Origin of the sequence: Massilia sp. AB1 (genome assembly GCF_018119385.1) — a bacterium.
GTDB lineage: Bacteria > Pseudomonadota > Gammaproteobacteria > Burkholderiales > Burkholderiaceae_D > Telluria.
On the sequence record NZ_JAGKSG010000019.1, the window covers coordinates 24656 to 45853 of the forward strand.

The 21198-nt window shown below is 65.8% G+C and carries 15 protein-coding genes; 7 read left to right on the forward strand and 8 right to left on the reverse strand.

The window, feature by feature from the left end; all coding sequences use genetic code 11:
* The first annotated feature begins 2 nt into the window (after nt 1-2).
* The 3 genes from J8847_RS12695 (at nt 3) to J8847_RS12705 (ending at nt 3469) form a co-directional block, all read left to right on the forward strand.
* Entirely contained in the window at nt 3-1619 is a 1617-nt protein-coding gene (locus tag J8847_RS12695; RefSeq protein WP_211525081.1) for an FAD-binding oxidoreductase, read from the forward strand.
* A 212-nt stretch (nt 1620-1831) separates the two neighbouring features.
* Nucleotides 1832-2680 (forward strand): PEP-CTERM sorting domain-containing protein, encoded by an 849-nt coding sequence (locus J8847_RS12700; RefSeq protein WP_229512777.1) that lies wholly within the window; start codon nt 1832-1834, stop codon nt 2678-2680.
* Between the two features lie 144 nt (nt 2681-2824).
* Nucleotides 2825-3469 (forward strand): DUF2878 family protein, encoded by a 645-nt coding sequence (locus J8847_RS12705; RefSeq protein ID WP_211525082.1) that lies wholly within the window; start codon nt 2825-2827, stop codon nt 3467-3469.
* Between the two features lie 7 nt (nt 3470-3476).
* Here J8847_RS12705 and J8847_RS12710 read toward each other — a convergent pair whose 3' ends face one another.
* From J8847_RS12710 to J8847_RS12720, 3 genes are all read right to left on the reverse strand, one after another.
* Complete coding sequence (locus J8847_RS12710; protein ID WP_373888813.1) at nt 3477-4124, reverse strand: GNAT family N-acetyltransferase; 648 nt, start codon at nt 4122-4124, stop codon at nt 3477-3479.
* Between the two features lie 256 nt (nt 4125-4380).
* Nucleotides 4381-7155 (reverse strand): XrtA/PEP-CTERM system TPR-repeat protein PrsT, encoded by a 2775-nt coding sequence (prsT, locus tag J8847_RS12715; protein WP_211525084.1) that lies wholly within the window; start codon nt 7153-7155, stop codon nt 4381-4383.
* 174 nt (nt 7156-7329) lie between these two features.
* The gene (locus J8847_RS12720) at nt 7330-7662 is read right to left on the reverse strand and encodes a hypothetical protein (protein WP_211525085.1); all 333 of its coding nucleotides are present in this window, start codon (nt 7660-7662) and stop codon (nt 7330-7332) included.
* 103 nt (nt 7663-7765) lie between these two features.
* On the opposite strand from J8847_RS12720, the gene J8847_RS12725 reads away from it, so the two are divergent.
* On the forward strand, nt 7766-8035 hold the full coding sequence (locus tag J8847_RS12725; protein ID WP_211525086.1) for a MoaD/ThiS family protein: 270 nt from the start codon (nt 7766-7768) through the stop codon (nt 8033-8035).
* On the forward strand, nt 8032-9114 hold the full coding sequence (locus J8847_RS12730) for a glycoside hydrolase (protein WP_211525087.1): 1083 nt from the start codon (nt 8032-8034) through the stop codon (nt 9112-9114). The genes J8847_RS12725 and J8847_RS12730 overlap by 4 nt, the downstream gene beginning before the upstream one ends.
* 74 nt (nt 9115-9188) lie before the next feature.
* Here J8847_RS12730 and icmF read toward each other — a convergent pair whose 3' ends face one another.
* The 3 genes from icmF to J8847_RS12745 form a co-directional block, all read right to left on the reverse strand.
* Entirely contained in the window at nt 9189-12476 is a 3288-nt protein-coding gene (icmF, locus tag J8847_RS12735; protein WP_211525088.1) for a fused isobutyryl-CoA mutase/GTPase IcmF, read from the reverse strand.
* A 212-nt stretch (nt 12477-12688) separates the two neighbouring features.
* Complete coding sequence (locus tag J8847_RS12740) at nt 12689-16258, reverse strand: indolepyruvate ferredoxin oxidoreductase family protein (RefSeq protein WP_211525089.1); 3570 nt, start codon at nt 16256-16258, stop codon at nt 12689-12691.
* A 173-nt stretch (nt 16259-16431) separates the two neighbouring features.
* Nucleotides 16432-17364, reverse strand: coding sequence for a LysR substrate-binding domain-containing protein (locus J8847_RS12745; protein ID WP_211525090.1), 933 nt, complete (start codon nt 17362-17364; stop codon nt 16432-16434).
* Between the two features lie 117 nt (nt 17365-17481).
* On the opposite strand from J8847_RS12745, the gene J8847_RS12750 reads away from it, so the two are divergent.
* Nucleotides 17482-18702, forward strand: coding sequence for an HD-GYP domain-containing protein (locus J8847_RS12750; RefSeq protein WP_211525091.1), 1221 nt, complete (start codon nt 17482-17484; stop codon nt 18700-18702).
* A 5-nt stretch (nt 18703-18707) separates the two neighbouring features.
* Here the strand turns inward: J8847_RS12750 and J8847_RS12755 are convergent, their stop codons facing one another.
* The gene (locus J8847_RS12755) at nt 18708-19448 is read right to left on the reverse strand and encodes an SDR family oxidoreductase (protein ID WP_211525092.1); all 741 of its coding nucleotides are present in this window, start codon (nt 19446-19448) and stop codon (nt 18708-18710) included.
* A 92-nt stretch (nt 19449-19540) separates the two neighbouring features.
* Here J8847_RS12755 and J8847_RS12760 point away from each other — a divergent pair, with 92 nt between their 5' ends.
* Entirely contained in the window at nt 19541-20152 is a 612-nt protein-coding gene (locus tag J8847_RS12760) for a 2-hydroxychromene-2-carboxylate isomerase (RefSeq protein WP_211525093.1), read from the forward strand.
* Here the strand turns inward: J8847_RS12760 and J8847_RS12765 are convergent.
* The gene (locus J8847_RS12765; RefSeq protein ID WP_211525142.1) at nt 20149-21165 is read right to left on the reverse strand and encodes a GGDEF domain-containing protein; all 1017 of its coding nucleotides are present in this window, start codon (nt 21163-21165) and stop codon (nt 20149-20151) included. The genes J8847_RS12760 and J8847_RS12765 overlap by 4 nt on opposite strands.
* Nucleotides 21166-21198: the final 33 nt, after the last annotated feature.

Genomic DNA, 21198 nt, shown 5'->3' on the forward strand with positions numbered 1-21198 from the left:
GCATGGAAACAACCCACACCGCGCTCGAGGCGGCCGTCGCCGAGTGGCGGGCCTTGCTCGGCCACGAACACGTCCTATCCGGGGCCGCCGCCACCGCCGCCTACGGGCGCGACACCACCGGCATCGAACGCAGCGTTCCAGCGGCGCTGCGCATCGTGGACGGCGCAAAGCTGCCCGAAGTGATGCGCATCGCCCAGCGCCACCGGGTGCCGGTCTACCCGGTCAGCACCGGGCGCAACTGGGGCTACGGCAGCGCGCTGGCGGTCAACGGCGCCTGCGTGATCCTCGACTTGTCCGGCATGAACCGCATCCTGCACTTCGATGAGGAGATGGGCGTGGTGACCCTGGAGCCGGGCGTGACCCAGGGCGAGCTGGCCGCCTACCTCGACAGCCATGGCTACCCCTTCATGGTGCCGACCACCGGCGCCGGCCCCGAGTGCAGCCTGCTGGGCAATGCGCTCGAGCGCGGCTACGGCGTCACCCCCTATACCGACCACTTCGCCGCCGTGACCGACCTGGAAGCGGTGCTGGCCGACGGCAGCCGCTACCGCACCGCGATGCGCGAAGCCGGCGGCGAGGAGCTGGCGCGCCTGTTCAAGTGGGGCATCGGCGCCTATTCGGCCGGCCTGTTCACCCAGAGCGGGTTGGGCGTGGTCACGCGCATGAGCATCGTCCTGGCGCGCCGGCCCGAGGTGGTCAAGGTCTGCCTGTTCAGCCTGAAGGACGACGCCCTGCTGGAGCCGGCGATCGAACGCATCCGCGCCATCCTCGGCAAGCTGCCCGGCACCGTGGCCGGGCTGAACCTGATGAACCGGCACCGGGTGCTGGCGATGTCGGCGCCGTATCCGGCCGACCGCCTGGGCCCGGACGGCCTGATGCCGCCCGCGCTGGTGGAGGAACTGGGAAGGCAATACCAGATCTTTCCCTGGACCGGCTTCGGCACCCTGTACGGCACCCGGCGCATGGTGGCCGCGGCCCAGAAGGAAATCCGCGCCGCCCTCAAGGGCGTGGCCAGCCGCATGCTGTTCCTGAGCCAGGACAATGCCAATACCCTGCGCCGGCTGGCGGGCTGGCTGCCGGGCGCGGCCGGCCAGCGCCTGGCCAGCACCGCCGCCACCCTGGCGCGCTCGCTGGAGCTGGCGGGCGGGCGTCCCAACGAGACGGCCTTGCCGCTGGCCTATTGGCGCAATCCAAACGGCAGCGGCGATGGCGGACAGCCGCGCAATCCGGCCCGCGACGGCTGCGGCCTGATCTGGTATGCGCCGCTGGTGCCGATGCGCCCCGAGAGGGCGCGCGCCTATGTCGAGATGGTCGGCGCCATCACCCGCAAGCACGGCATGGAGCCGCTGCTGACCTTCACTTCGCTAAGTGACAAATTATTCGACAGTACCGTGCCTTTGTTGTTCGACCGCAATTCTCCAGCCGCCGTGGAGGCCGCCCAGGCCTGCTACCGCGAGCTGATCCTGCGCGGCCGCGAGCAGGGTTTCTTCCCCTACCGCGTGGCGATCTCCGCCATGCCCGAGCTGGCCGCCCTCACGCAGGACTCGCAGCGCCTGCACGAGCGGCTGCGACGCGAGCTCGATCCCCACGATTTGTTGGCGCCAGGCAGGTATCGTTAATTGATATAAATTATTTATCTTTGTCAATTAATTTGTCGAGAATTTTTACAATGCTAGAGCCAGCACGGCCATCCAGAATTGTTAACATTGTCAAATAACATGCAATTTCAACCACTTAGCGAGGATCTTTAAACGCTGGCACAGGGTTTGCTAAAGAGAGGATGTCGGTGTCGTTATCAATCAAACGAACTTCTTTATCTCTTGGAGAAAGCATGAAAAAGATTCTCGCTCTCGCATTCGGCGCTGCCATGAGCTTTGGCGCATATGCCGCACCGGCTACTGAACTGCCGCCGGGCCCGATCTACCTGAAATTCTCGGGTCAGGAACAAATCGCCATCAACGGCGCCACGACCTGGGCGGGTTCCAACGAAATCAACTGGGGCGTGTTCACCATCTCGACCATGGAACGCGGCTCGGTCAACACCCCGAACGACCAGATCGATCCGACCGGCGATATCTTCTTCGTCAATGGCCTGGGCGGCGGTCAGGTGACCGGCATGTTCTACGGCGTCGAGCAAGGCACTCCGAACGCGAACAATCCGTTCCCGGCTACCAAGGGCTACATGGACCTGTACTGGCGTGACCTGAACAGCATGACCAAGACCACCCTGGACACCATCAACCCGGGCGTGCGTTGCGGCTTCAGCTGCGCTACCGGCTTCACCGAAGGCACCTTCCTGGCTCGCCTGTTCTTCGACACCGGCATGGACACCATCGACCCGAACAACACCATCGTTGGCGACCAAATTCCGAGCAGCAACGGCTTCTCGGGCACCGCCGACTCCTACGCATCGGTCGATATGTCGGCCGGCGGCCTGTGGGCTGATCAGCTGGATTCGGATTGGTTCTCGAGCTGGCAAGGCCTGCGCGACCTGCGCTTCAAGAACAGCTACAACTACAACCCGAACTGGGGCAATGGCGCCAACAACATCCTCGGTGCTCGTATCGACGATCCGGGCCAGGCATATTCCGAAGTGCCGGAACCGGGCGCCCTGTCGCTGATGGGCCTGGCAATGGTCGGCATGGGCGTCGCCCTGCGCCGCCGCCAGAAGAAAGACTAAGCGTCTTCCTTCCCTCGGAAAAGGCCTCTTCGGAGGCCTTTTTTTCGTCTGCCGAATTGACTTTATTGACAATATTGACGGAAACATAGTCTACTGTCCGTCATGCGCATTCCACTCCGTCTCTTGTTGCAAGTGCCACTGGTAATGGCCATCCTTGCCTTCGTGCCGTCCAACCCCGGCAAGCTGGTGGCTTTGCTGGTCCTGTGGACCCTGAGCTTCGGCCGCCTCACCAAGGTGGAAGCCGTGTTCTTCGTGGTCGTCAACCTGTTCTTCACCGGCATGAACGCCGCTTCGCTGGCCCAGGGGATCTTCACCTTCAGCGAGCCCGACGTGCTGGGCATGCCGGTGTGGGAATTGTTCATGTGGGGCTTCTACCTGCTGCACACGCGCCGCGTCCTGGGCGGCAAAGCCGCGCACGACCGCCGTGCCGCCGTCTGGGCCCTGGCGCTTGCCTATTCGGCCGCCTTCGCTACCATCCACGACGGCAATACCCTGCTCGCCGTCACCGGCGTCCTGCTGGCCATCGGGCTGGTGCTGTTCCATGAGCGCGAAGACCTGGCCTATACCGGCTACATGATCCTGCTGGGCGCCCTGATCGAATATTCAGGCGTCCTGAGCGGTAACTGGTTTTATCCGGATCCGCCGCCGGGTGGCGTGCCGCTGTGGTTCATTACGCTCTGGGGCGGGGTGGGGCTGTTCATGCGCCGCCTGGTGCTGCCGATCCTGGAGCGTTTCGAGGGCGGCCCAAACGAAAACGGCCTGCTTGCGCAGGCCGCCTCCCAGGCATAAGAGGTGGTTAGCCCAGCGACATCAAACGCCGGGTAATGCCTTCTTCTTCCTTCTGCGAGAAGAAATACGGGAACAGCGAACGCTCGTTGCCCGGGTGGTTGCTGGTGCCGCCGAAACGCTCGATCTGCTCCTGTACCTGGTCCAGGCTGCTCCACAGCAGCCAGGCCGGCGCGTCGACGCGCGGATTGGTGCGCATCTCGCCCAGGCGGGTAAAGCCCAGCATGGTCTCGTAGAAGCGGCGGTGGCGCGGATTGACCTCGATGAAGACGTCGGTGCAGTTGTGGATGCGGCGGCCGTAGATGAACAGGATGTGGAATAGCGAGGCCAGCGCCATCTTGGAGCGCACCTTGGGATCGAAGGCCAGCTTGGTGATCTCGCACACCTTGCCGCCCCGTGCGCGGAACTGGTCGATCTCGTCCTTGAAGATCTCGTCGGCCAGCAGGCCCACGCCGGAATCGATGCCGAGCGTCACCGTGCCCACCACTTCGCCGTGGTCGGATGCGGAGAGGGTGATTCGGTTGGGGTCGTCGTCAAGACGATGCGTGCCGGCGTAACCGCGCCAGGCATACATTTTATTGATCAGTAAACTGGCCTTGCTTCGGCCCTGATCCGTATCGGCAACCCGAATCCCGAAAGATTTTTCGTTGATGGCCACGTCGGTGATCCTATCACATGAGGCCGGAGACCCTTCGGTAGCTGAGCTGTAACGTGCGCTCCCCGGTTCAGAGATTAAATCTTTCAATTCCGTTGAATTTAGCGTGGTCATATTCTCTCTCCGCAGGAGTGGCCCGGATGGACGACATAGTGGTTCTTGTATCCTAGCACCGCCGGCACGGGCGTGCCAGAAAGAAATTGCAAAATTATAACTAATGATGCTGAAACGCCACCTTGCGGTGGCGTTTTTGTTTGACTTACAGCTGCTTGAGAAGTTCCTTCGCCTGCTCGGCCCCGGGTCCCTTGCCCTTGGTCGCCAGCACTTCCAGTTCCTTCTTCGCGCCGGCCTTGTCGCCCGACTTGATCAGGGCCTGGGCCAGGTGCAGGCGCAGGTCGCCGCTGCTGGGCGCCAGGCTCACCCCCTTCTGCAGCAGGGGTACGGCGCGCTTGAGGTCGCCCCGTTCGGTGAGGATCGCGCCCAGCGTGTCCATCACCGCCGGGTGGTCGCCGCTCGCGCGGTAGGCCAGCTCGGCGGTCTCGAGCGCCTTCGGATCCTTCAGCTGCTGGTAGGTCCAGGCCAGGTTGTTCAGGGCCACGCCGTTGTTCGGCGAGCTCTTCACGATCGCCTCGAACTGCGCGGCGGCCTGCTTGAGCTGGCCCTTGGCCAGGCTGCGCTCGGCCATGTAGGTGGCCGCCAGCATGTCCTGCGGACGCTTCTTGCTCCATTCGGCCAGGCGGGCGTCGGCCTGGGCTTCCTTGCCGGCGGCGGTCATGGCGCGGTGGATGGTCAGCAGCACCTTGGTGCTCGGCTGCAGCTCGAAGGCCTTTTCGTACAGGGCCAGGGACTGGGCCTGCTTGCCGTCGCGCGCCAGCAGGTCGCCTTCCAGCACGTAGCCGATGGCGGCGTTGTCCGGCTGTTTCTGCAGGGCGCGCGCGCTGTCGAGCGCCAGTTCCGGCTTCTTGGCGCGCATCGCCAGCTCGACCTGGGCCAGGTGGGCCGGCACATAGTCCGGCTGCAGGGCCAGGGCGCGCTTGATGTCGTCGGCCGCGGCGCTTTCGTTCTTCAGGGCCACGTGGGCATTGGCCAGGCGGTACTGGGCCACTGCCGACTTCGGCAGCACGCTGGTCAGCTTGCTGTAGGTTTCCAGCGCGCCGGCGGCGTCGTTATTGGCCAGCTGGGCCTGGCCCAGCAGGTCGAGCAGGTCGGGCTGGGTCGGGTTCTCGGTGCTGGCCTTGCGCGCCAGGTTGAGGGCCTTCTGGTTCTCCTTCTGGGCCAGGTAGTGCGCGCCCAGCTTGAGCAGCGGCGCGACCGCGCCCGGATTCTCGTTGCTGGCCTGCTCGAGCCACTTGGTCGCTTCGGCCGGCTTCTTCTCGTACATGGCGATGTTCGCCAGGGCGACCATGGCGCCGATGTTCTTCGGCTCGGCCTTGAGCACGCCGTTGAAGCGGGACTTGGCCGCATCGATCTTGCGCTCGCGCATGTCGAGTTCGGCCAGGGCGGTGGCGCCCGGATAGAAGGCCGGCTGCAGCTTGACCGATTGCTCGAAGGCGGCGCGCGCGGATGGCGCGTCCTGCTTGGCCAGGTGCACCAGGCCGAGCAGGTAATGCACCTGGACGTTGGATGGCTGCTGCTTGGCCAGCTGCTGGGCGGTGGCCAGGGCCTTGTCGTACTGTTTCATGCCCAGCTGGGCCTGCACCAGCGCGATGCCGCCGTCAGCCGATTTCGGGTCGAGCGTGGCGCCCGCCTGCAGGTCGTTCAGGCCCTTGGCCTGGTCGCCCTGGCCCAGGCGCGACAGGCCCAGCGAAGTGCGCAGCGCCGCCACTTTCGGCGCCAGTTCGCTGGCCTTCTCGAAATAGGAGGTCGCCTTGGCGAAGTCGCGCACCTGCATGTAGGACTGGCCGGCCAGGGCCAGCAGCTGCGGGTCGTCGGTGGCGTTCTTGAGCGCCGGGGCCAGCGCCTCGGCCGCATCCTTGGGCTGCGAGCTCTTCAGCAGGGTCTGGGCCAGCAGCTTGCGCGCGTAGACGTTGTCCGGATTGGCGTTCAGGTATTTACGCAGGTAGAGCTCGGCCTGCTGGTGGGCCCCCAGGTTCAGCTCCACCGCGCCGGCCAGCAGGATGCTGGGCAGGTGTTCGGGAGCGCTCTTGAGCACTTTTTGCAGCGATTCCTGGGCCTGGGCATGCTTGCCCTGGGTGTAGTCGAGCAGGGCCTGGGCATAGTTGGCCAGCAAGTTGCCCGGGGCATGCTTGCGCGCGGCTTCGATCGAGGCCTTGGCGGCGTCGAACTTGCCCTGGTTGATCTCGATATAGGCCTTTTCGACATAGGCCACGCGGTCGTGCGGGCGCAGGGCGATGACCTGGTCATAGGCCTTCATCGCCTCGTCCGGCTTGTTGAGGGCGCGCAGGATGCTGCCCTGGAACAGCCAGGCTTCCGGATTCTTGGGGTCCTTGGTCACGGCCTCGACGGCATAGCGCTCGGCGGCAGCCGCATCCTGGCTGAACAGGGCGTGGCGCGCCAGGCCGACCAGGGCTTCGCCGGTGGCGGGGTCGAGCTGCAGGGCCGCGTCGTAGGCCTGCTTGGCTTCCTCGGGCTTGCGCTGCTCCAGCAGGGCGTCGCCGCGCAGGGCCAGCAGGATGGGCGAGCCCTTGGCCTTGTCGGCCGTCAGGGTTTCCAGTACCTTGTCGGACTGGCCCTGGGCCTGCAGCGCGCGCGCCAGCAGCGGCAGGGTGCGGTCGGCCGCAATGCCCAGGCTGGCGGCCTTGCGCAATTCCTTCTCGGCCGACACGGCGTCGCCGCTGTCCAGGTGCAGGGAGCCCAGCTGGAAACGCGCCTCGCCGTCTTCCGGACTCTGGGCCACCGCATTCTTCAGCTGGATCATTGCTGCCTTGCGGTCTCCCTTTTCCTGGTACGCCTTCGCTTCGGCCAGCAGGGTCGCGGTCGATTCGGTGCGGTTGCAGCCGGCCAGGCCGCCCAGCACGAGGGCGCCGGAAACGAGGGCTGCGGTAAGAGTGAGCTTATGGACGTGACGCGACATTGAATCTTTCCTTTTAAGTAGTATCACGGCGAAGATGGCCCGGGACAGCCGGGGGGAAGAGTTTCCACATCGACAATAATACCCGAACAGCTTGCTTAGAAGGGAATCAATGGCAAGGAGTGTTGCGGACTTGCCATGACAGTTAAGCAAGCATGCTTTTGTACCAACTGGCGCTCACTCTTCGCCGGATTGCGCACCCGGTTCCTCGCCCCTCCTGAGGCGGCTCAGCAGGGCCTCGACATTGTCGCTCACCGGCAGCCCATGGCGCCGCAGGAGCTGGACATGCAGGACCAGGTTTTCCAGTACCAGCTTGGCCGAGACGGCCAGCAGGGTCATCAGGCGGTCTTCGGTGCTGAATTTTTCCATCGAGGCGGCCATCTCGCACAAATGGGTGGCGACCAGGGCGCGCAGTTCGTCTTCGGGGAAGGGCAGGTCGGCAAAGTCGATCGGGTCTTCCTGTTCGACTTCCTGCATCAGGGCGGCGAGTTGCTCCGGTTTGATCGGCATGCGTTGCTCCGCGAATGGTTCACGGCTACATTGTAGGTTTGCCAGCCATGCAATGCCCACGCCATTCGCAAAGGGCGGCAAACCCGATGTCGATGGAAGGATCATGGCGCAGCTCTTCTTTACACAGCAACTGGCGCGCTTCACCAGCGTCCCCGAGGTCGCCACCTCCGCAGGGCGGCTGCGCGAAGGCCTGGACAGCGCGTTCGCCCTCAACCCGCGCTTGCGCGGCTACGTGCTGGACGACCAGGGCTGCCTGCGTCCCAACGTCGTGATCTTCATCGATGGCCGGCGCTGCGCCGACACGCGGCGCCTCGACGACCCGCTTCAGCCTGACAGCAAGGTCTACGTGCTGCAGGCACTATCCGGAGGATGAGCATGCAGGCTTATGTGGCGACCCGCAAGGGACTGTTCGAATTGTCGTTCACCGGCTCGCGCTGGGAATTCGGCCCGGTGCACTTCCTGGGCGACCCGGTGTCGATGGTGCTGCCGGACCGGCGCGACGGGACGCTGTACGCGGCCCTGAACCTGGGCCACTTCGGCGTCAAGCTGCACCGCAAGCAGGGCGAGATCTGGACCGAACTGCCGGCGCCGGCCTATCCGCCCAAGCCGGAGGGCCTGGAAGAGAAGGTCGAATGGACCAACAAGCTGATCTGGTCGCTGGAAGCCGGCGGCGCCGACCAGCCGGGCGTGCTGTGGGCGGGGACCCTGCCGGGCGGCCTGTTCCGCTCCGGCGACCGCGGCGACAGCTGGGAGCTGGTGCGCCCGCTGTGGGACATGCCGGGCCGGCCGCAGTGGTTCGGCGGCGGCTACGACGATCCCGGCATCCACAGCATCAGCGTCGACCCGCGCGACAGCCGCAGCCTGCTGGTGGGGATTTCCTGCGCCGGCGCCTGGCGCACAGAGGACGGCGGCGCCAGCTGGGCGCTCAGCGCCAGGGGCATGCGCGCCGACTACATGCCGCCGGACATGCAGGACAATGAGGAAGCCCAGGACCCGCACCGCATCGTGCGCTGCGCGGGCGAGCCGGACGTGCTGTGGTGCCAGCACCATAACGGGGTCTGGCGTTCGGGCGATGCGGGGCGCAGCTGGCAGGAGATCAGGAACATGCCGCTGTCGCATTTCGGCTTCGCGGTGGCGGCGCATCCGCGCGACGGGCAGACGGCCTGGTTCGTGCCGGCGGAGAAGGATGAGCGCCGCATTCCCCTGGGGGCGTCGCTGGCGGTGACGCGTACCCGGGATGGGGGCAAGACCTTCGACGTGCTCAGGGCGGGGCTGCCGCAGGAGCATTGCTATGACCTGGTGTACCGCCACGGGCTGGCGGTGCACGAGGATGGGCGCACCCTGATCATGGGGTCGACGACCGGGAATGTGTGGGTGTCGGATAACGGCGGGGACAGCTGGCACGCGGTGGCGGGGAATTTGCCGCCGGTGTATGCGGTAGCGTTTGCGTAGAACCCAGGTTTCTCAAAGCAGTGGAGGAATAAAAAAGGGCGCGGATACCGCGCCCTTTTCCGTTAAGCACCGGGTTACATATTGCGGCGATACTGCCCACCCACCTCGAACAGCGCCGTGGTGATCTGCCCCAGCGAGCACACCCGCACCGCGTCCATCAGCCTGGCGAACACGTTCTCGTTGTCGATCGCCGCCTGCTGCAGCGCGGCCAGGGCCGCTGGCGCCTTGTCGGCGTTGCGCGCGTGGAAGGCTTCCAGGCGGGTCAGCTGCGACTGCTTCTCGTCGTCGGTCGAACGCGCCAGCTCGATCGTCGTCGGTGCGCCCGCGCCGTTCGGGTTGCGGAAGGTGTTCACGCCGATGATCGGCAGCGAGCCGTCGTGCTTCTTGTGCTCGTACAGCATCGACTCTTCCTGGATCTTGCCGCGCTGGTAGCCGGTCTCCATCGCGCCCAGCACGCCGCCGCGTTCGGCGATGCGCTCGAACTCCTGCAGCACCTGCTCTTCGACCAGGTCGGTCAGCTCGTCGATGATGAAGGAACCCTGGTTCGGGTTCTCGTTCTTCGCCAGGCCCCATTCGCGGTTGATGATCAGCTGGATCGCCAGTGCGCGGCGGACGGATTCGTCGGTCGGCGTGGTGATCGCTTCGTCGTAGGCGTTGGTGTGCAGCGAGTTGCAATTGTCGTAGATCGCGATCAGCGCCTGCAGGGTGGTGCGGATGTCGTTGAAGTCGATCTCCTGCGCGTGCAGCGAGCGTCCCGAGGTCTGGATGTGGTACTTGAGCTTCTGCGAACGCTCGTTGGCGCCGTACTTGTCGCGCATCGCCACCGCCCAGATGCGGCGCGCCACGCGGCCCAGCACCGTGTACTCCGGATCCATGCCGTTCGAGAAGAAGAAGGACAGGTTCGGGGCGAAATCGTCGATGTGCATGCCGCGCGCCAGGTAGGCTTCCACGAAGGTGAAGCCGTTCGAGAGCGTGAAGGCCAGCTGCGAGATCGGGTTCGCGCCCGCTTCTGCGATGTGGTAGCCCGAGATCGACACCGAGTAGAAGTTGCGCACCTGGTGGTGCACGAAGTATTCCTGGATGTCGCCCATGACCTTGAGCGAGAACTCGGTCGAGAAGATGCAGGTGTTCTGGCCCTGGTCTTCCTTCAGGATGTCGGCCTGCACGGTGCCGCGCACGTTCATCAGGACCCAGTCCTTGATCTTCTGCGCTTCGTCGTCGGTCGGCTGGCGGCCGTTGTCAAGCACGAACTTGTCGATCTGCTGGTCGATGGCGGTGTTCATGAACATCGCCAGGATGGTCGGGGCCGGGCCGTTGATGGTCATCGAGACCGAGGTCGACGGGCTGCACAAATCAAAACCGTCGTACAGCACCTTCATGTCGTCCAGGGTCGCGATCGACACGCCCGAGTTGCCGACCTTGCCGTAGATGTCGGGACGCAGGGCCGGGTCGGCGCCGTACAGGGTCACCGAGTCGAAGGCGGTCGACAGGCGTTTCGCATCCATGCCGGTCGACACCAGCTTGAAGCGCTTGTTGGTGCGGAAGGCGTCGCCTTCGCCCGCGAACATGCGGGTCGGGTCTTCGCCCTCGCGCTTGAAGGCGAACACGCCGGCCGTGTAGGGGAAGGAGCCCGGCACGTTTTCCAGCATCAGGAAGCGCAGGATCTCGCCGTGGTCTTCGAATTTCGGAAGCGCCACCTTGCGGATCGGGTTGCCCGACAGGGTCTTCTGGACCAGGCGGGTGCGGATTTCCTTGTCGCGGATCTTCACGACGTAGTCTTCACCGGCGTAGGCGGCCTGCATGTCCGGCCACATGGCCAGCAGCTTCTTGGCGCCGCCTTCCATGGCGTTGTCGCGTTCCGTGATCAGGTCGTCGAGAACCACGTCACGGTTGGCCGCGGCCAGCATGCGCTTGGTTTCCGTCAGCTGCTGGCGCTCGCGCGCCAGCTTGACCTGCTTAGTGGTGTTGCGGTGGTAGCCGCGCACGGTGTCGGCGATCTCGGCCAGGTAGCGCGCGCGGGCCGGCGGCACGATCACGTTCTTGCCGCTCGAGTACTTCTGCGACGGGGCGTTCAGCTTGCCCGCTTCGACCTTCAGGCCCAGCTCGGCCAGTTTCGGCAGCAGGCCGTGGTAGAGGGCGGTGACGCCGTCGTCGTTGAAGCGCGAGGCCTGGGTGCCGAACACCGGCATTTCGTCCGGCGACTTGCTCCACAGTTCGCGGTTGCGCTGGTACTGCTTGGCGACGTCGCGCAGCGCATCCTGGGCGCCCTTGCGGTCGAACTTGTTAATGGCGATGAAGTCTGCGAAGTCGAGCATGTCGATCTTCTCCAGCTGCGAGGCGGCGCCGAATTCCGGGGTCATCACGTACATCGAGGTGTCGACGTGCGGGACGATGGCGGCGTCGCCCTGGCCGATGCCCGAGGTCTCGACGATGACGAGATCGAAACCGGCCACCTTGCAGGCGGCGATCACGTCAGGCAGGGCCTGCGAGATTTCCGAGCCGGCTTCGCGGGTGGCGAGCGAGCGCATGAAGACGCGCGCCTGGCCATTCCAAGGATTGATCGCATTCATGCGGATGCGGTCGCCCAGCAGGGCGCCGCCCGACTTGCGGCGCGACGGGTCGATCGAGATCACCGCGATGTTCAGGCGGTCGCCCTGGTCGAGGCGGATGCGGCGGATCAGTTCATCGGTCAGCGAGGACTTGCCCGCGCCGCCAGTGCCGGTGATGCCGAGGACCGGGGTTTTCACCGATTCGGCGGCATTCACGATCTGGTCGCGCAGGCCGGCGTCGGCCTTGCCGTTTTCCAGCGCGGTGATCAGCTGGGCCAGCGGACGGTGGCGCGCGCCGATTTCGCCCTGCTGCAGGGCGTCGATCGAGGTCGGGGCATACGGGGACAGGTCGATGTCGCAGGCTTCCAGCATCGAGCGGATCATGCCGACCAGGCCCATGCGCTGGCCGTCTTCCGGGCTGAAGATGCGGGTGACGCCATAGGCGTGCAGTTCTTCGATTTCCTGCGGCACGATCACGCCGCCGCCGCCGCCGAACACCTTGATGTGTGCGCCGCCGCGTTGCTTCAGCAGGTCGATCATGTACTTGAAGTATTCGACGTGGCCGCCCTGGTAGCTCGAGATGGCGATGCCTTGCACGTCTTCGGCCAGCGCGGCGGTCACGACTTCGTCGACCGAGCGGTTGTGGCCGAGGTGGATGACCTCGGCGCCGTTCGACTGCAGGATGCGGCGCATGATGTTGATCGAGGCGTCGTGGCCGTCGAACAGGGAGGCGGCGGTGACGAAGCGCACCTTGTTGGCGAGTTTCGGCTGTTCCGGCAGGTCGAGCTTGGCGGCGGAGGTGATGTCGTTCATGGAGTGAGTCCTTGGAATCGGATGAGGACGGGATTCTGGTACGGTATATGACGTTAACGTTAACGTCAAGCCGGGTACGCAGCCCCCGCCCGTCGTTCCGGCGAAGGCCGGAACCCAAGTTTGTCGCGTACTACTCACGCTGTTGCGGCTCGCGGCGGGGAACTTGGGTCCCGGCCTGCGCCGGGACGACGTTGTTTGAAGTTGGCGGTGACTTATGCGGCGCGGCGCTTGACGTTGCCGGACAGCAGCTCCGCCTTGCGCGCACGGTACTCGGCCACGGCCTTTTCCTTCACGTGGCCGAAACCGCGGATCTGGTCGGGCAGCGCCGCCAGCTCGACGGCATCGGCGTAGTTCGACGCATCCAGCTTGCCCAGCAGGCCTTCCACCATCTCGCGGTATTCGCCAATGAGCGCACGCTCCATCTTGCGCTCGGCCGTGTAGCCGAACACGTCGAAGGCGCCGCCGCGCAGGCCCTTGAGCTTGGCCAGCATCTTGAACGCGCCGAACATCCACGAACCATACTTGGCCTTGACCATGTGGCCCTTGGCGTCCTTCCTGGCCAGCAGCGGCGGGGCCAGGTTGAAGCTCAGCGAGAAGCCGCCTTCGAACTGGGTCTTGAGCTGCTCGACGAAACGGCCGTCGGTGTACAGGCGCGCCACTTCGTATTCGTCCTTGTAGGCCATCAGCTTGGCGTAGTTCTTCGCCACGGCCATCGACAGCTTGTTGCCCAGGCCTTTCGCGGATTCGGCCTCGCGCACGCGCTTGACCAGGTCTTCATACACGGCCGCATAGGCCGCGTCCTGATAGCCGGTCAGGTGTTCGACGCGCTTCTTGATCACGCTGTCCAGGCTTTGCGGCATCTGGATCACGACGGTCTGGCTTGGCGTCGCCTGCTTTTCGACGCGCTTGAAGTCCACGGCGGCGCGGCGGCCCCACAGGAAACTCATCTTGTTCGAGGCCACGGCCACGCCATTCAGCTCGATCGCGCGCAGCAGGGCGGCTTCGCTCAGCGGGATGCGGCCCTTCTGCCAGGCGTAACCCATCAGGAACAGGTTCGTCGCGATCGAGTCGCCCATCAGCGCGGTGGCCAGCCTGGTCGCATCGACGAAATCGACGCCCGACTCGCCGCCCACGGCTTCCAGGATCAGCGCGCGCACGTCGCCCGACGGGAATTCCCAGTCGCGCTGCTGCGCGAAGGTGCCGGTCGGCTGCTCGTGCAGGTTGACGATGGCCAGGGTGCGGCCCGGACGCATCTTCGAGACCGCATCGGCCGCGCCGGTGGTCAGGATGTCGCAGCCGAGGATCAGGTCCGCTTCGCCGGTGGCGATGCGCTGGGCGCGCAGGCGCTGCGGGGTGGCGGCGATCTTCACGTGCGAGGTGACCGAGCCGTTCTTCTGACTCATGCCGGTCATGTCCAGCACCGAGGCGCCCTTGCCCTCGAGGTGGGCGGCCATGCCCATCAGGGCGCCGACGGTGATCACGCCGGTGCCGCCGATGCCGTTGATCAGGATGTTGTACGGATGCTCGACGCCCGGCAGGACCGGGGCAGGGAGTTCGCCCCAGCCGTCGTCGGCGCCGTTCTTCGACACACCGGCCTTGCTCTTCTTGAGCGTGCCGCCTTCGACGGTCACGAAGCTCGGGCAGAAGCCCTTGGCGCAGGAGAAGTCCTTGTTGCACGAGGACTGGTCGATCTGGCGCTTGCGGCCGAATTCCGTTTCCTTCGGCAGGATCGAGACGCAGTTCGACTGGATCCCGCAGTCGCCGCAGCCTTCGCACACGGCTTCGTTGATCACCATGCGTTGGGCCGGGTCGGGGAACTCGCCTTTCTTGCGGCGGCGGCGCTTCTCGGCGGCGCAGGTCTGGTCGTAGATGATGACGGTCACGCCCGGCAGCTCGCGCAGCTCGCGCTGGATGTCGTCCATGTGCTTTCGGTCGTGCAGGGTGACCAGGGCCGGCAGGTTGCTGCGATCCGCATAGCGCGACAGGTCTTCGGTGACCAGGGCGATGCGCTTGACGCCTTCGGCCGCCATCTGCTGGGCGATCATCGGCACCGAGGTCTGGCCGTCGACCGGCTGGCCGCCGGTCATCGCGACCGCGTCGTTGTACAGGATCTTGTAGGTGATGTTGACCTTGGCCGCCACCGCCGCGCGGATCGCCAGGTAGCCCGAGTGGAAGTAGGTGCCGTCGCCCAGGTTCTGGAACACGTGCGGCACTTGCGAGAACGCGGCCTGGCCGATCCACGGCGTGCCTTCGCCGCCCATGTGGGTGGTCAGCTTGTTCATTTCAGGGTAGATCGAGGTCGCCATCACGTGGCAGCCGATGCCGGCCAGCGCGAAGGAGCCGTCCGGCACCTTGGTCGAGGTGTTGTGCGGGCAGCCGGAGCAGTAGAAGGCCGGGCGGAAGGGCGTGGTGATGGCCTTCTGCAGCACGGCGTCCTTGGCGTCCAGGAAGGCCAGGCGCGCCTTGATCAGGTCGCGCGTGGCGCTGTCCAGGTCCAGGCGGGCGATGCGGCCGGCGATCACGCGCGCGACCTGGGCCACCGAGAAGTCTGCTTTAGGGGGCAGCAGCCAGTCGCCGCGCGGCGCGACCCACTCTCCCTTGTCGTCGAACTTGCCGACGATGTGGGGACGCACGTCGTCGCGCCAGTTATACAGCTGTTCCTTGAGCTGGTATTCGACGACCTGGCGCTTCTCTTCGACCACCAGGATCTCTTCCAGGCCTTGCGCGAATTCGCGCACGCCTTCCGGTTCCAGCGGCCAGATCATGGCGACCTTGTACAGGCGCAGGCCGACCTTGGCGGCCATGGCTTCGTCGATGCCCAGTTCTTCCAGCGCTTCCAGCACGTCCAGGTAGGATTTGCCGGACGCGATGATGCCCAGCCTGGCGTTGGCGCTGTCGATGGTGGTGCGATTCAGCTTGTTTTCACGGGCGTAGGCCAGGGCCGCGTAGATCTTATAGTCCTGCATCAGCGCTTCCTGGGCGCGCGCCTGCTGGCCCAGCGGGACCGAGGACAGCTTGGTATTCAGGCCGCCTTCCGGCATCGCGAAGTCCTTCGGATATTTCACCTCGACGCGGAACGGGTCGGCATCGACCGAGGCGCTCGATTCGACCGTATCGGCCAGGGCCTTGAAGGCGACCGCGCAGCCCGAGTAGCGCGACATGGCCCAGCCGTGCACGCCCAAATCCAGGTATTCCTGCACGTTGCAGGGGTAGAGCACCGGGATCATGCAGGCCGAGAAGATGTGGTCGGACTGGTGCGGCAGGGTCGAGGAATAGGCGCCGTGGTCGTCGCCGGCCACCAGCAGCACGCCGCCATGCTTGGCGGTGCCGGCGTGGTTCATGTGCTTGAAGACGTCGCCGCAGCGGTCCACGCCCGGGCCCTTGCCGTACCACATGGCGAACACGCCGTCGACCTTGGCGGGGCCGATCAGGTCCACGGTCTGGGTGCCCCAGACGGCGGTGGCGGCCAGGTCTTCGTTCACGCCCGGGACGAACTGGATGTCGTTGGCTTCCAGGTGTTTTTTCGTCTTCCACAGGGTCTCGTCCAGGCCGCCCAGCGGGGAGCCGCGGTAGCCCGAGATGAAGCCGGCGGTGTTCAGGCCCGCGGCCAGGTCGCGCTCGCGCTGCATCATCGGCAGGCGCACCAGGGCCTGGATACCGGACAGGAAGATGGCGCCCGATTTCGCGGTGTACTTGTCGTCCAGGGTGACGGTGGTGAGGCGGGACGAGAAGTCCGGGGACACGGGGGCCTGTTCGGCGCCGTGGATGACGGTATCGGGCATTGCAGTCTCCAAAGGGTATTCGGCTTTTATCCTCTTGCGGCGCCGGGTAGGCGGGCAGCGGTGGGGGAAGCGCGTGGTGGGCGCTTCTTGACCGCGTGGAGTGTAGGGATTTACCCGTCCACAATCCAATAGGGATTCCGGATGGGGGTATAAGAAAAAATGATGACCGATATTCAGGAGGCCAGGCGGGCTCCCGGCCAGGCGCCGCGCGCACACAGGTCCTCGGTCACTTCGCGCACCAGGCGTCCGATGGCCGCCGCCGCATTGGTCAGCGGAATGTTGCGCGAGCTGCAGAGGATCACGCGGCGCGTGACGGCAGGGTCCTGCACGGGCCAGGCGGCCATGGCGCCGCGCGCCAGGTCGTCCTGGAAGGGCGCGCGCGGCAGCAGGGTGGCGCCCAGGTCGGCCAGGATGGCCGAGCGCAGGATGGCGATCGAGTTGATCTCCAGGACGTTGCGCAGCGCCAGGCCGGCGCCTTGCGCCACCTGCTCGACCAGCGGCCGCACGCCATGCTGGCGCGCCGGCAGGATCAGGGTGCTGGCCAAGGCCTGGCCCAGACTCAAACTGGCGTTTGCAGGGGAAAAGCCGGAACCCGCCTTGCAGATGAAGACCAGGTCTTCCTCGACCAGGGGCGTGGCGGTGAACTGCACGGTGGGCGCGTCGTCGAACAGCACCGCCAGGTTCAGGCGGCCGGACTTGAGCTGCTCGGTGAGGTTGCCCGAGATTTCCTCGGTCAGCTGCAGGGTGATCTCGGGATAGCGCTCGCGCACCGCCGTCAGCAGGGGCAGGGCGAGGGCGCCCGAGATGCTGTGCGGCAGGCCGAGCGAGACGCTGCCCGAGGGCCGGTCGAGCGACTGCACCACGGCCGCGCGCGCGTCCGCCACCTGCTTCAGGATCGCCTGCGCGTGCTCGTAGAACACCTTGCCGGCATCGGTGCTGACCACGCCGTGGGCCGAGCGGTGCAGCAGCTGGGCGCCCAGTTCTTCTTCCAGCTGGCGCAGCTGCTGGGTCAGGGCCGGCTGCGCGACGTGCAGCACCAGGGCCGCGCGCGAAAGCGAGCCGTGGTCCACGATGGCGACGAAATAGCGCAGCTGGCGAAGTTCCATGATTCTTATATGAAAAATATGTGTGTTACGGGCAACAATGTGTAATTCCGCTCTGCAATGTTGCTATACTGCACCGGGGGCGCCGTGGCGGCGAGATTAACATAGCAGGATATCAAGATGTTGAAGAAGGTGGATGCCTCACAATTAAAGGTCGGGATGTTCATCCATGACCTGGATTGTGGCTGGATGGAGCATCCTTTCGTGCGCAATCGCTTCCTGTTGACCACGGAAGAGGAAATTTACAAGATCCGCAACGCCAAGATCCGCGGTGTGGTCATCGATTGTTCGCGCGGCCTGGACATCGACGACGCCCCGACCCTGGCCGAGGCCGATGCCGCCACCGAGGCCGAAGTGACGGCCATCGCCACCAAGCCGGTCGTGGTCACCCGCGTCTCGCTGGGCGAGGAACTGGCGCGCGCCGCCAACATCCGCAAGCAGGCCGCCGGCCTGGTGCGCACCGTGATGCAGGACGCGCGCCTGGGCAAGGCGGTCGAACTCGACAAGGTCGGTCCGGTGGTCCAGAGCGTGACCGAATCCATCCTGCGCAATTCCGGCGCCTTGCTCGGCCTGCTGCGCATCAAGAACAAGGACGACTACACCTTCTTGCACTCGGTCAGCGTGTGCGCGCTGCTGGTGGCCTTCTGCCGTTCGCGCGGCATGGACGAGGACACGATTTACCAGGCCGGCCTGGGCGGACTGCTGCATGATACCGGCAAGGCCCTGGTGCCCGACCACATCCTGAACAAGCAGGGACGCCTGACCGACGAGGAATTCGCGGTCATCAAGCGCCATCCGCGCGACGGCTACGACCTCCTGCGCAAGTCGCCCGAGATCGGCGCCATCCCGCTCGACATCACCCTGCACCACCACGAGCGCCGCGACGGCAGCGGCTACCCGGAACAGCTGGCCGAAGGACGGATCAGCGAGCTGGCCCAGATGGCGGCCATCGTCGACGTCTACGACGCGATCACCTCGGACCGCTGCTACCACAAGGGCATGTCGGCGGCCGAAGCGCTGCGCAAGATCTACGAGTGGAGCAAGTTCCACTTCAGCCCGACCCTGGCCCAGGAATTCATGCGCTGCGTCGGCATCTACCCGGTGGGCACCCTGGTGCTGCTGGAGTCGGGCCGCCTGGGCGTGGTCGTCGAGCCGCACGAGAGCAGCCTGCTGACGCCCAAGGTCAACGTCTTCTTCAACACCAAGAAGCAAATCTACATCAAGCCGGAAACCGTCGACCTGTCCAAGGCGCTGGGCTTCGGCGGCGGCGACAAGATCGTGCGCCACGAGTCGCCCGAGAAGTGGAACGTCGAACCGTTGCGCTTCATGCAGGTCGCCTGAGCCGCTTATAGCCCGCCGCCGCAGCGCAGGGTCGTCCCGGTGACGTAGGACGCGGCCGGCGACAGCAGCCACAGCACCGGTTCGGCGATCTCCTCCGGCGTCGCCAGGCGCTGCATCGGGATCTTCGGCGCCACGCGCGCGGGCCGCCCAGGTTCGCCGGCGGCCGCGTGGATATCCGTCAGGGTCGATCCCGGCGCCACCGCGCACACCCGGATCCCTTCCGGCGCCAGCTCGCGCGCCAGTCCCAGCGTAAACGCTTCGACCGCGGCCTTGCTGGCGGCGTAGTGGACATATTCGCCCGGGCTGCCGGTGCTGGCCGCCACCGAGGACAGGTTCACGATCACGCCGCGCGTGCCGCTTGCGCGGAAGGAGCGCACGGCGGCGCGGCTGCAGTGCATGGTCCCGTGCACGTTGGTGCGGAACACCGTCTCGATCGAAGCCGGATCGGCGTCCATGAAGGGGCCGATGCGGCCGGTGATGCCGGCGTTGTTGACCAGGGCTGCCGGCGCCCCCAGTTCGCCTGTCGCGCGCGCGAACAGCCGCTCCACTTCCTCCGCCTGCCCGATGTCGGCCTGGATCGCCAACGCCTCGCCGCCGGCCGCGGCGATCTCGCGCACCAGCGCTTCGGCGGACTGCGCGTCGCGCTGGTAGTTGACGGCGACCGCGTAGCCGCGCGCCGCCGCCTTGCGCGCCACCGCGGCGCCGATGCCGCGACCGGCGCCGGTGACGATCAGCACTGGTCTCATTTATGCCTCCTGACTTGTTGTCGAATCGCGATTGTGGCAGTGTGTGCGCAGGTTCCGTTTTGGGCAAGTCCACCAACACAGGAGGAGCAGGGATGAATGCTTCAGCACCGCCGGTCGTCGAGTTCTGGTTCGAATTCGGCAGCAACTACAGCTATCTCACCGTGATGCGCATCGAAGAGCTGGTGCGGCGCGCCGGCCTGCGGCTGGCGTGGAAGCCCTTCCTGCTCGGTCCCATCTTCCGCGAACTGGGCTTCGAGGCGGCGCCCTTCGTACAGCAGAAGGAGAAGGGCGAATACGCCTGGCGCGACGTGGCGCGGCGCGCCGCGAAGTATGGGCTGGCATTCAGGCGCCCGAGCGAATTCCCGCGCCAGAACGTGCTGCCGCTGCGGGTGGTGCTGGCCTGGCGTGACGCACCGTGGATCGGGGAGTTCTGCCGCCGCATCATGCTGCGCAACTGGGTGCGCGACCTGGAGATCGCGTCGGAAGAAGGGGTGCGGGAAGCGCTGGCCGGCCTGGTGGACGATCCGCAGGCGGTGCTGGCCGCGGCCCTGAGCGAGGCCAACAAGCTGGCGCTGCGCGAGCAGACCGAGGCGGCGCGCCGGCGCGGCGTGTTCGGGGCGCCGACCTTCTTCGTGGGCGAGGAGATGTTCTGGGGCGACGACCGCCTGGAGGACGCGATCGTGTTTGCTCTGGAGAAGCGCTAGAAGAATTCGGCGGTATCGTTGGTCGCCACGGTCTGCAGCAGGCCGTGCGCGACCAGCTCTTCGTAGTAGCAGGCGCGGTTGCGGCCGTTGGCCTTGGCGTAGTAGAGCGCCTGGTCGGCGTGGCCGAGCGTGACCACCGGCGAATCGCTGGCGCTGACGCTGGTGAAGCCGACGCTGACCGTCACCCGTCCCACCTGCGGAAAATCGTGGCTCTCGACGTTGGTGCGGAAGCGGTCGATGATCTTGCGCGCGTTCTCGAGGGTGGTGGAGCGCAGCAGCACCACGAATTCCTCGCCGCCGAAGCGGAATACGCGGTCCTGGGCGCGGAACGAAGACTGCAGCAGGTTGGCGATCAGGATCAGCACCTCGTCGCCGTACAGGTGGCCGAAGCGGTCGTTCACGCCCTTGAAATGGTCGACGTCGACCACCGCCAGCCATTGCCTTTCCTCGCCGCCGTGATGGCGCCGCTCCGGCTGGCCCGGCACCAGCGGCTCGCTGTCCGAGGCGTGCAGCATGCGCGCCAGCTGGTCGTCGAAGGTCTTGCGGTTGAGCAGGCCGGTGAGCGAATCGCGCTCGCTGTAGTCGAGCAGGGTCTGGAAGTTGCGGTAGACGCTGACGATGCCGCTGATGACGTGGATGGCTTCCGGCGTGAACGGGCCCTGGTGCGCGATCTCGAGGCAGGTGTCGGCCTTGTCGCCGAACCAGACCGGCAGCCACAGGTGGTGCAGGCCGTCGCCGCCGCTTGCTTCGGCGCGCGAATCGTGATTCTCGAGGCAGTGCGCGAGGGCGGGATAGCTGGCGATCGGCTCGCCAGGGCTGGCGCCGTCCCGGGGTTCTTCCGGGCAGGCCACGCCGCCCATGCGGATGCAGGCGCGCGAACGCACGAACTTCTGGCCGCACACCGTCACGATGCTCAGCACCCGCGTCTGCACGGCATGCCCCAGCTCCTGCACCGCCGAGATCACCGAGATGTCCAGCATCGTGTGATCGCGGTGGCCGGTCATGTCGACCATGTGTCGCAGCAAGGTGTCGTTCACGGGAGCGTC

Bases quoted from the DNA above. Each gene is read 5' to 3' on its own strand.
- J8847_RS12695 (WP_211525081.1), top strand. From the start codon at position 3: ATGGAAACAACCCACACCGCGCTCGAGGCGGCCGTCGCCGAGTGGCGG.
- J8847_RS12700 (WP_229512777.1), top strand. From the start codon at position 1,832: ATGAAAAAGATTCTCGCTCTCGCATTCGGCGCTGCCATGAGCTTTGGC.
- J8847_RS12705 (WP_211525082.1), top strand. From the start codon at position 2,825: ATGGCCATCCTTGCCTTCGTGCCGTCCAACCCCGGCAAGCTGGTGGCT.
- prsT (WP_211525084.1), bottom strand. From the start codon at position 7,155: ATGTCGCGTCACGTCCATAAGCTCACTCTTACCGCAGCCCTCGTTTCC.
- J8847_RS12720 (WP_211525085.1), bottom strand. From the start codon at position 7,662: ATGCCGATCAAACCGGAGCAACTCGCCGCCCTGATGCAGGAAGTCGAA.
- J8847_RS12725 (WP_211525086.1), top strand. From the start codon at position 7,766: ATGGCGCAGCTCTTCTTTACACAGCAACTGGCGCGCTTCACCAGCGTC.
- J8847_RS12730 (WP_211525087.1), top strand. From the start codon at position 8,032: ATGAGCATGCAGGCTTATGTGGCGACCCGCAAGGGACTGTTCGAATTG.
- icmF (WP_211525088.1), bottom strand. From the start codon at position 12,476: ATGAACGACATCACCTCCGCCGCCAAGCTCGACCTGCCGGAACAGCCG.
- J8847_RS12740 (WP_211525089.1), bottom strand. From the start codon at position 16,258: ATGCCCGATACCGTCATCCACGGCGCCGAACAGGCCCCCGTGTCCCCG.
- J8847_RS12745 (WP_211525090.1), bottom strand. From the start codon at position 17,364: ATGGAACTTCGCCAGCTGCGCTATTTCGTCGCCATCGTGGACCACGGC.
- J8847_RS12750 (WP_211525091.1), top strand. From the start codon at position 17,482: ATGTTGAAGAAGGTGGATGCCTCACAATTAAAGGTCGGGATGTTCATC.
- J8847_RS12755 (WP_211525092.1), bottom strand. From the start codon at position 19,448: ATGAGACCAGTGCTGATCGTCACCGGCGCCGGTCGCGGCATCGGCGCC.
- J8847_RS12760 (WP_211525093.1), top strand. From the start codon at position 19,541: ATGAATGCTTCAGCACCGCCGGTCGTCGAGTTCTGGTTCGAATTCGGC.
- J8847_RS12765 (WP_211525142.1), bottom strand. From the start codon at position 21,165: ATGGTCGACATGACCGGCCACCGCGATCACACGATGCTGGACATCTCG.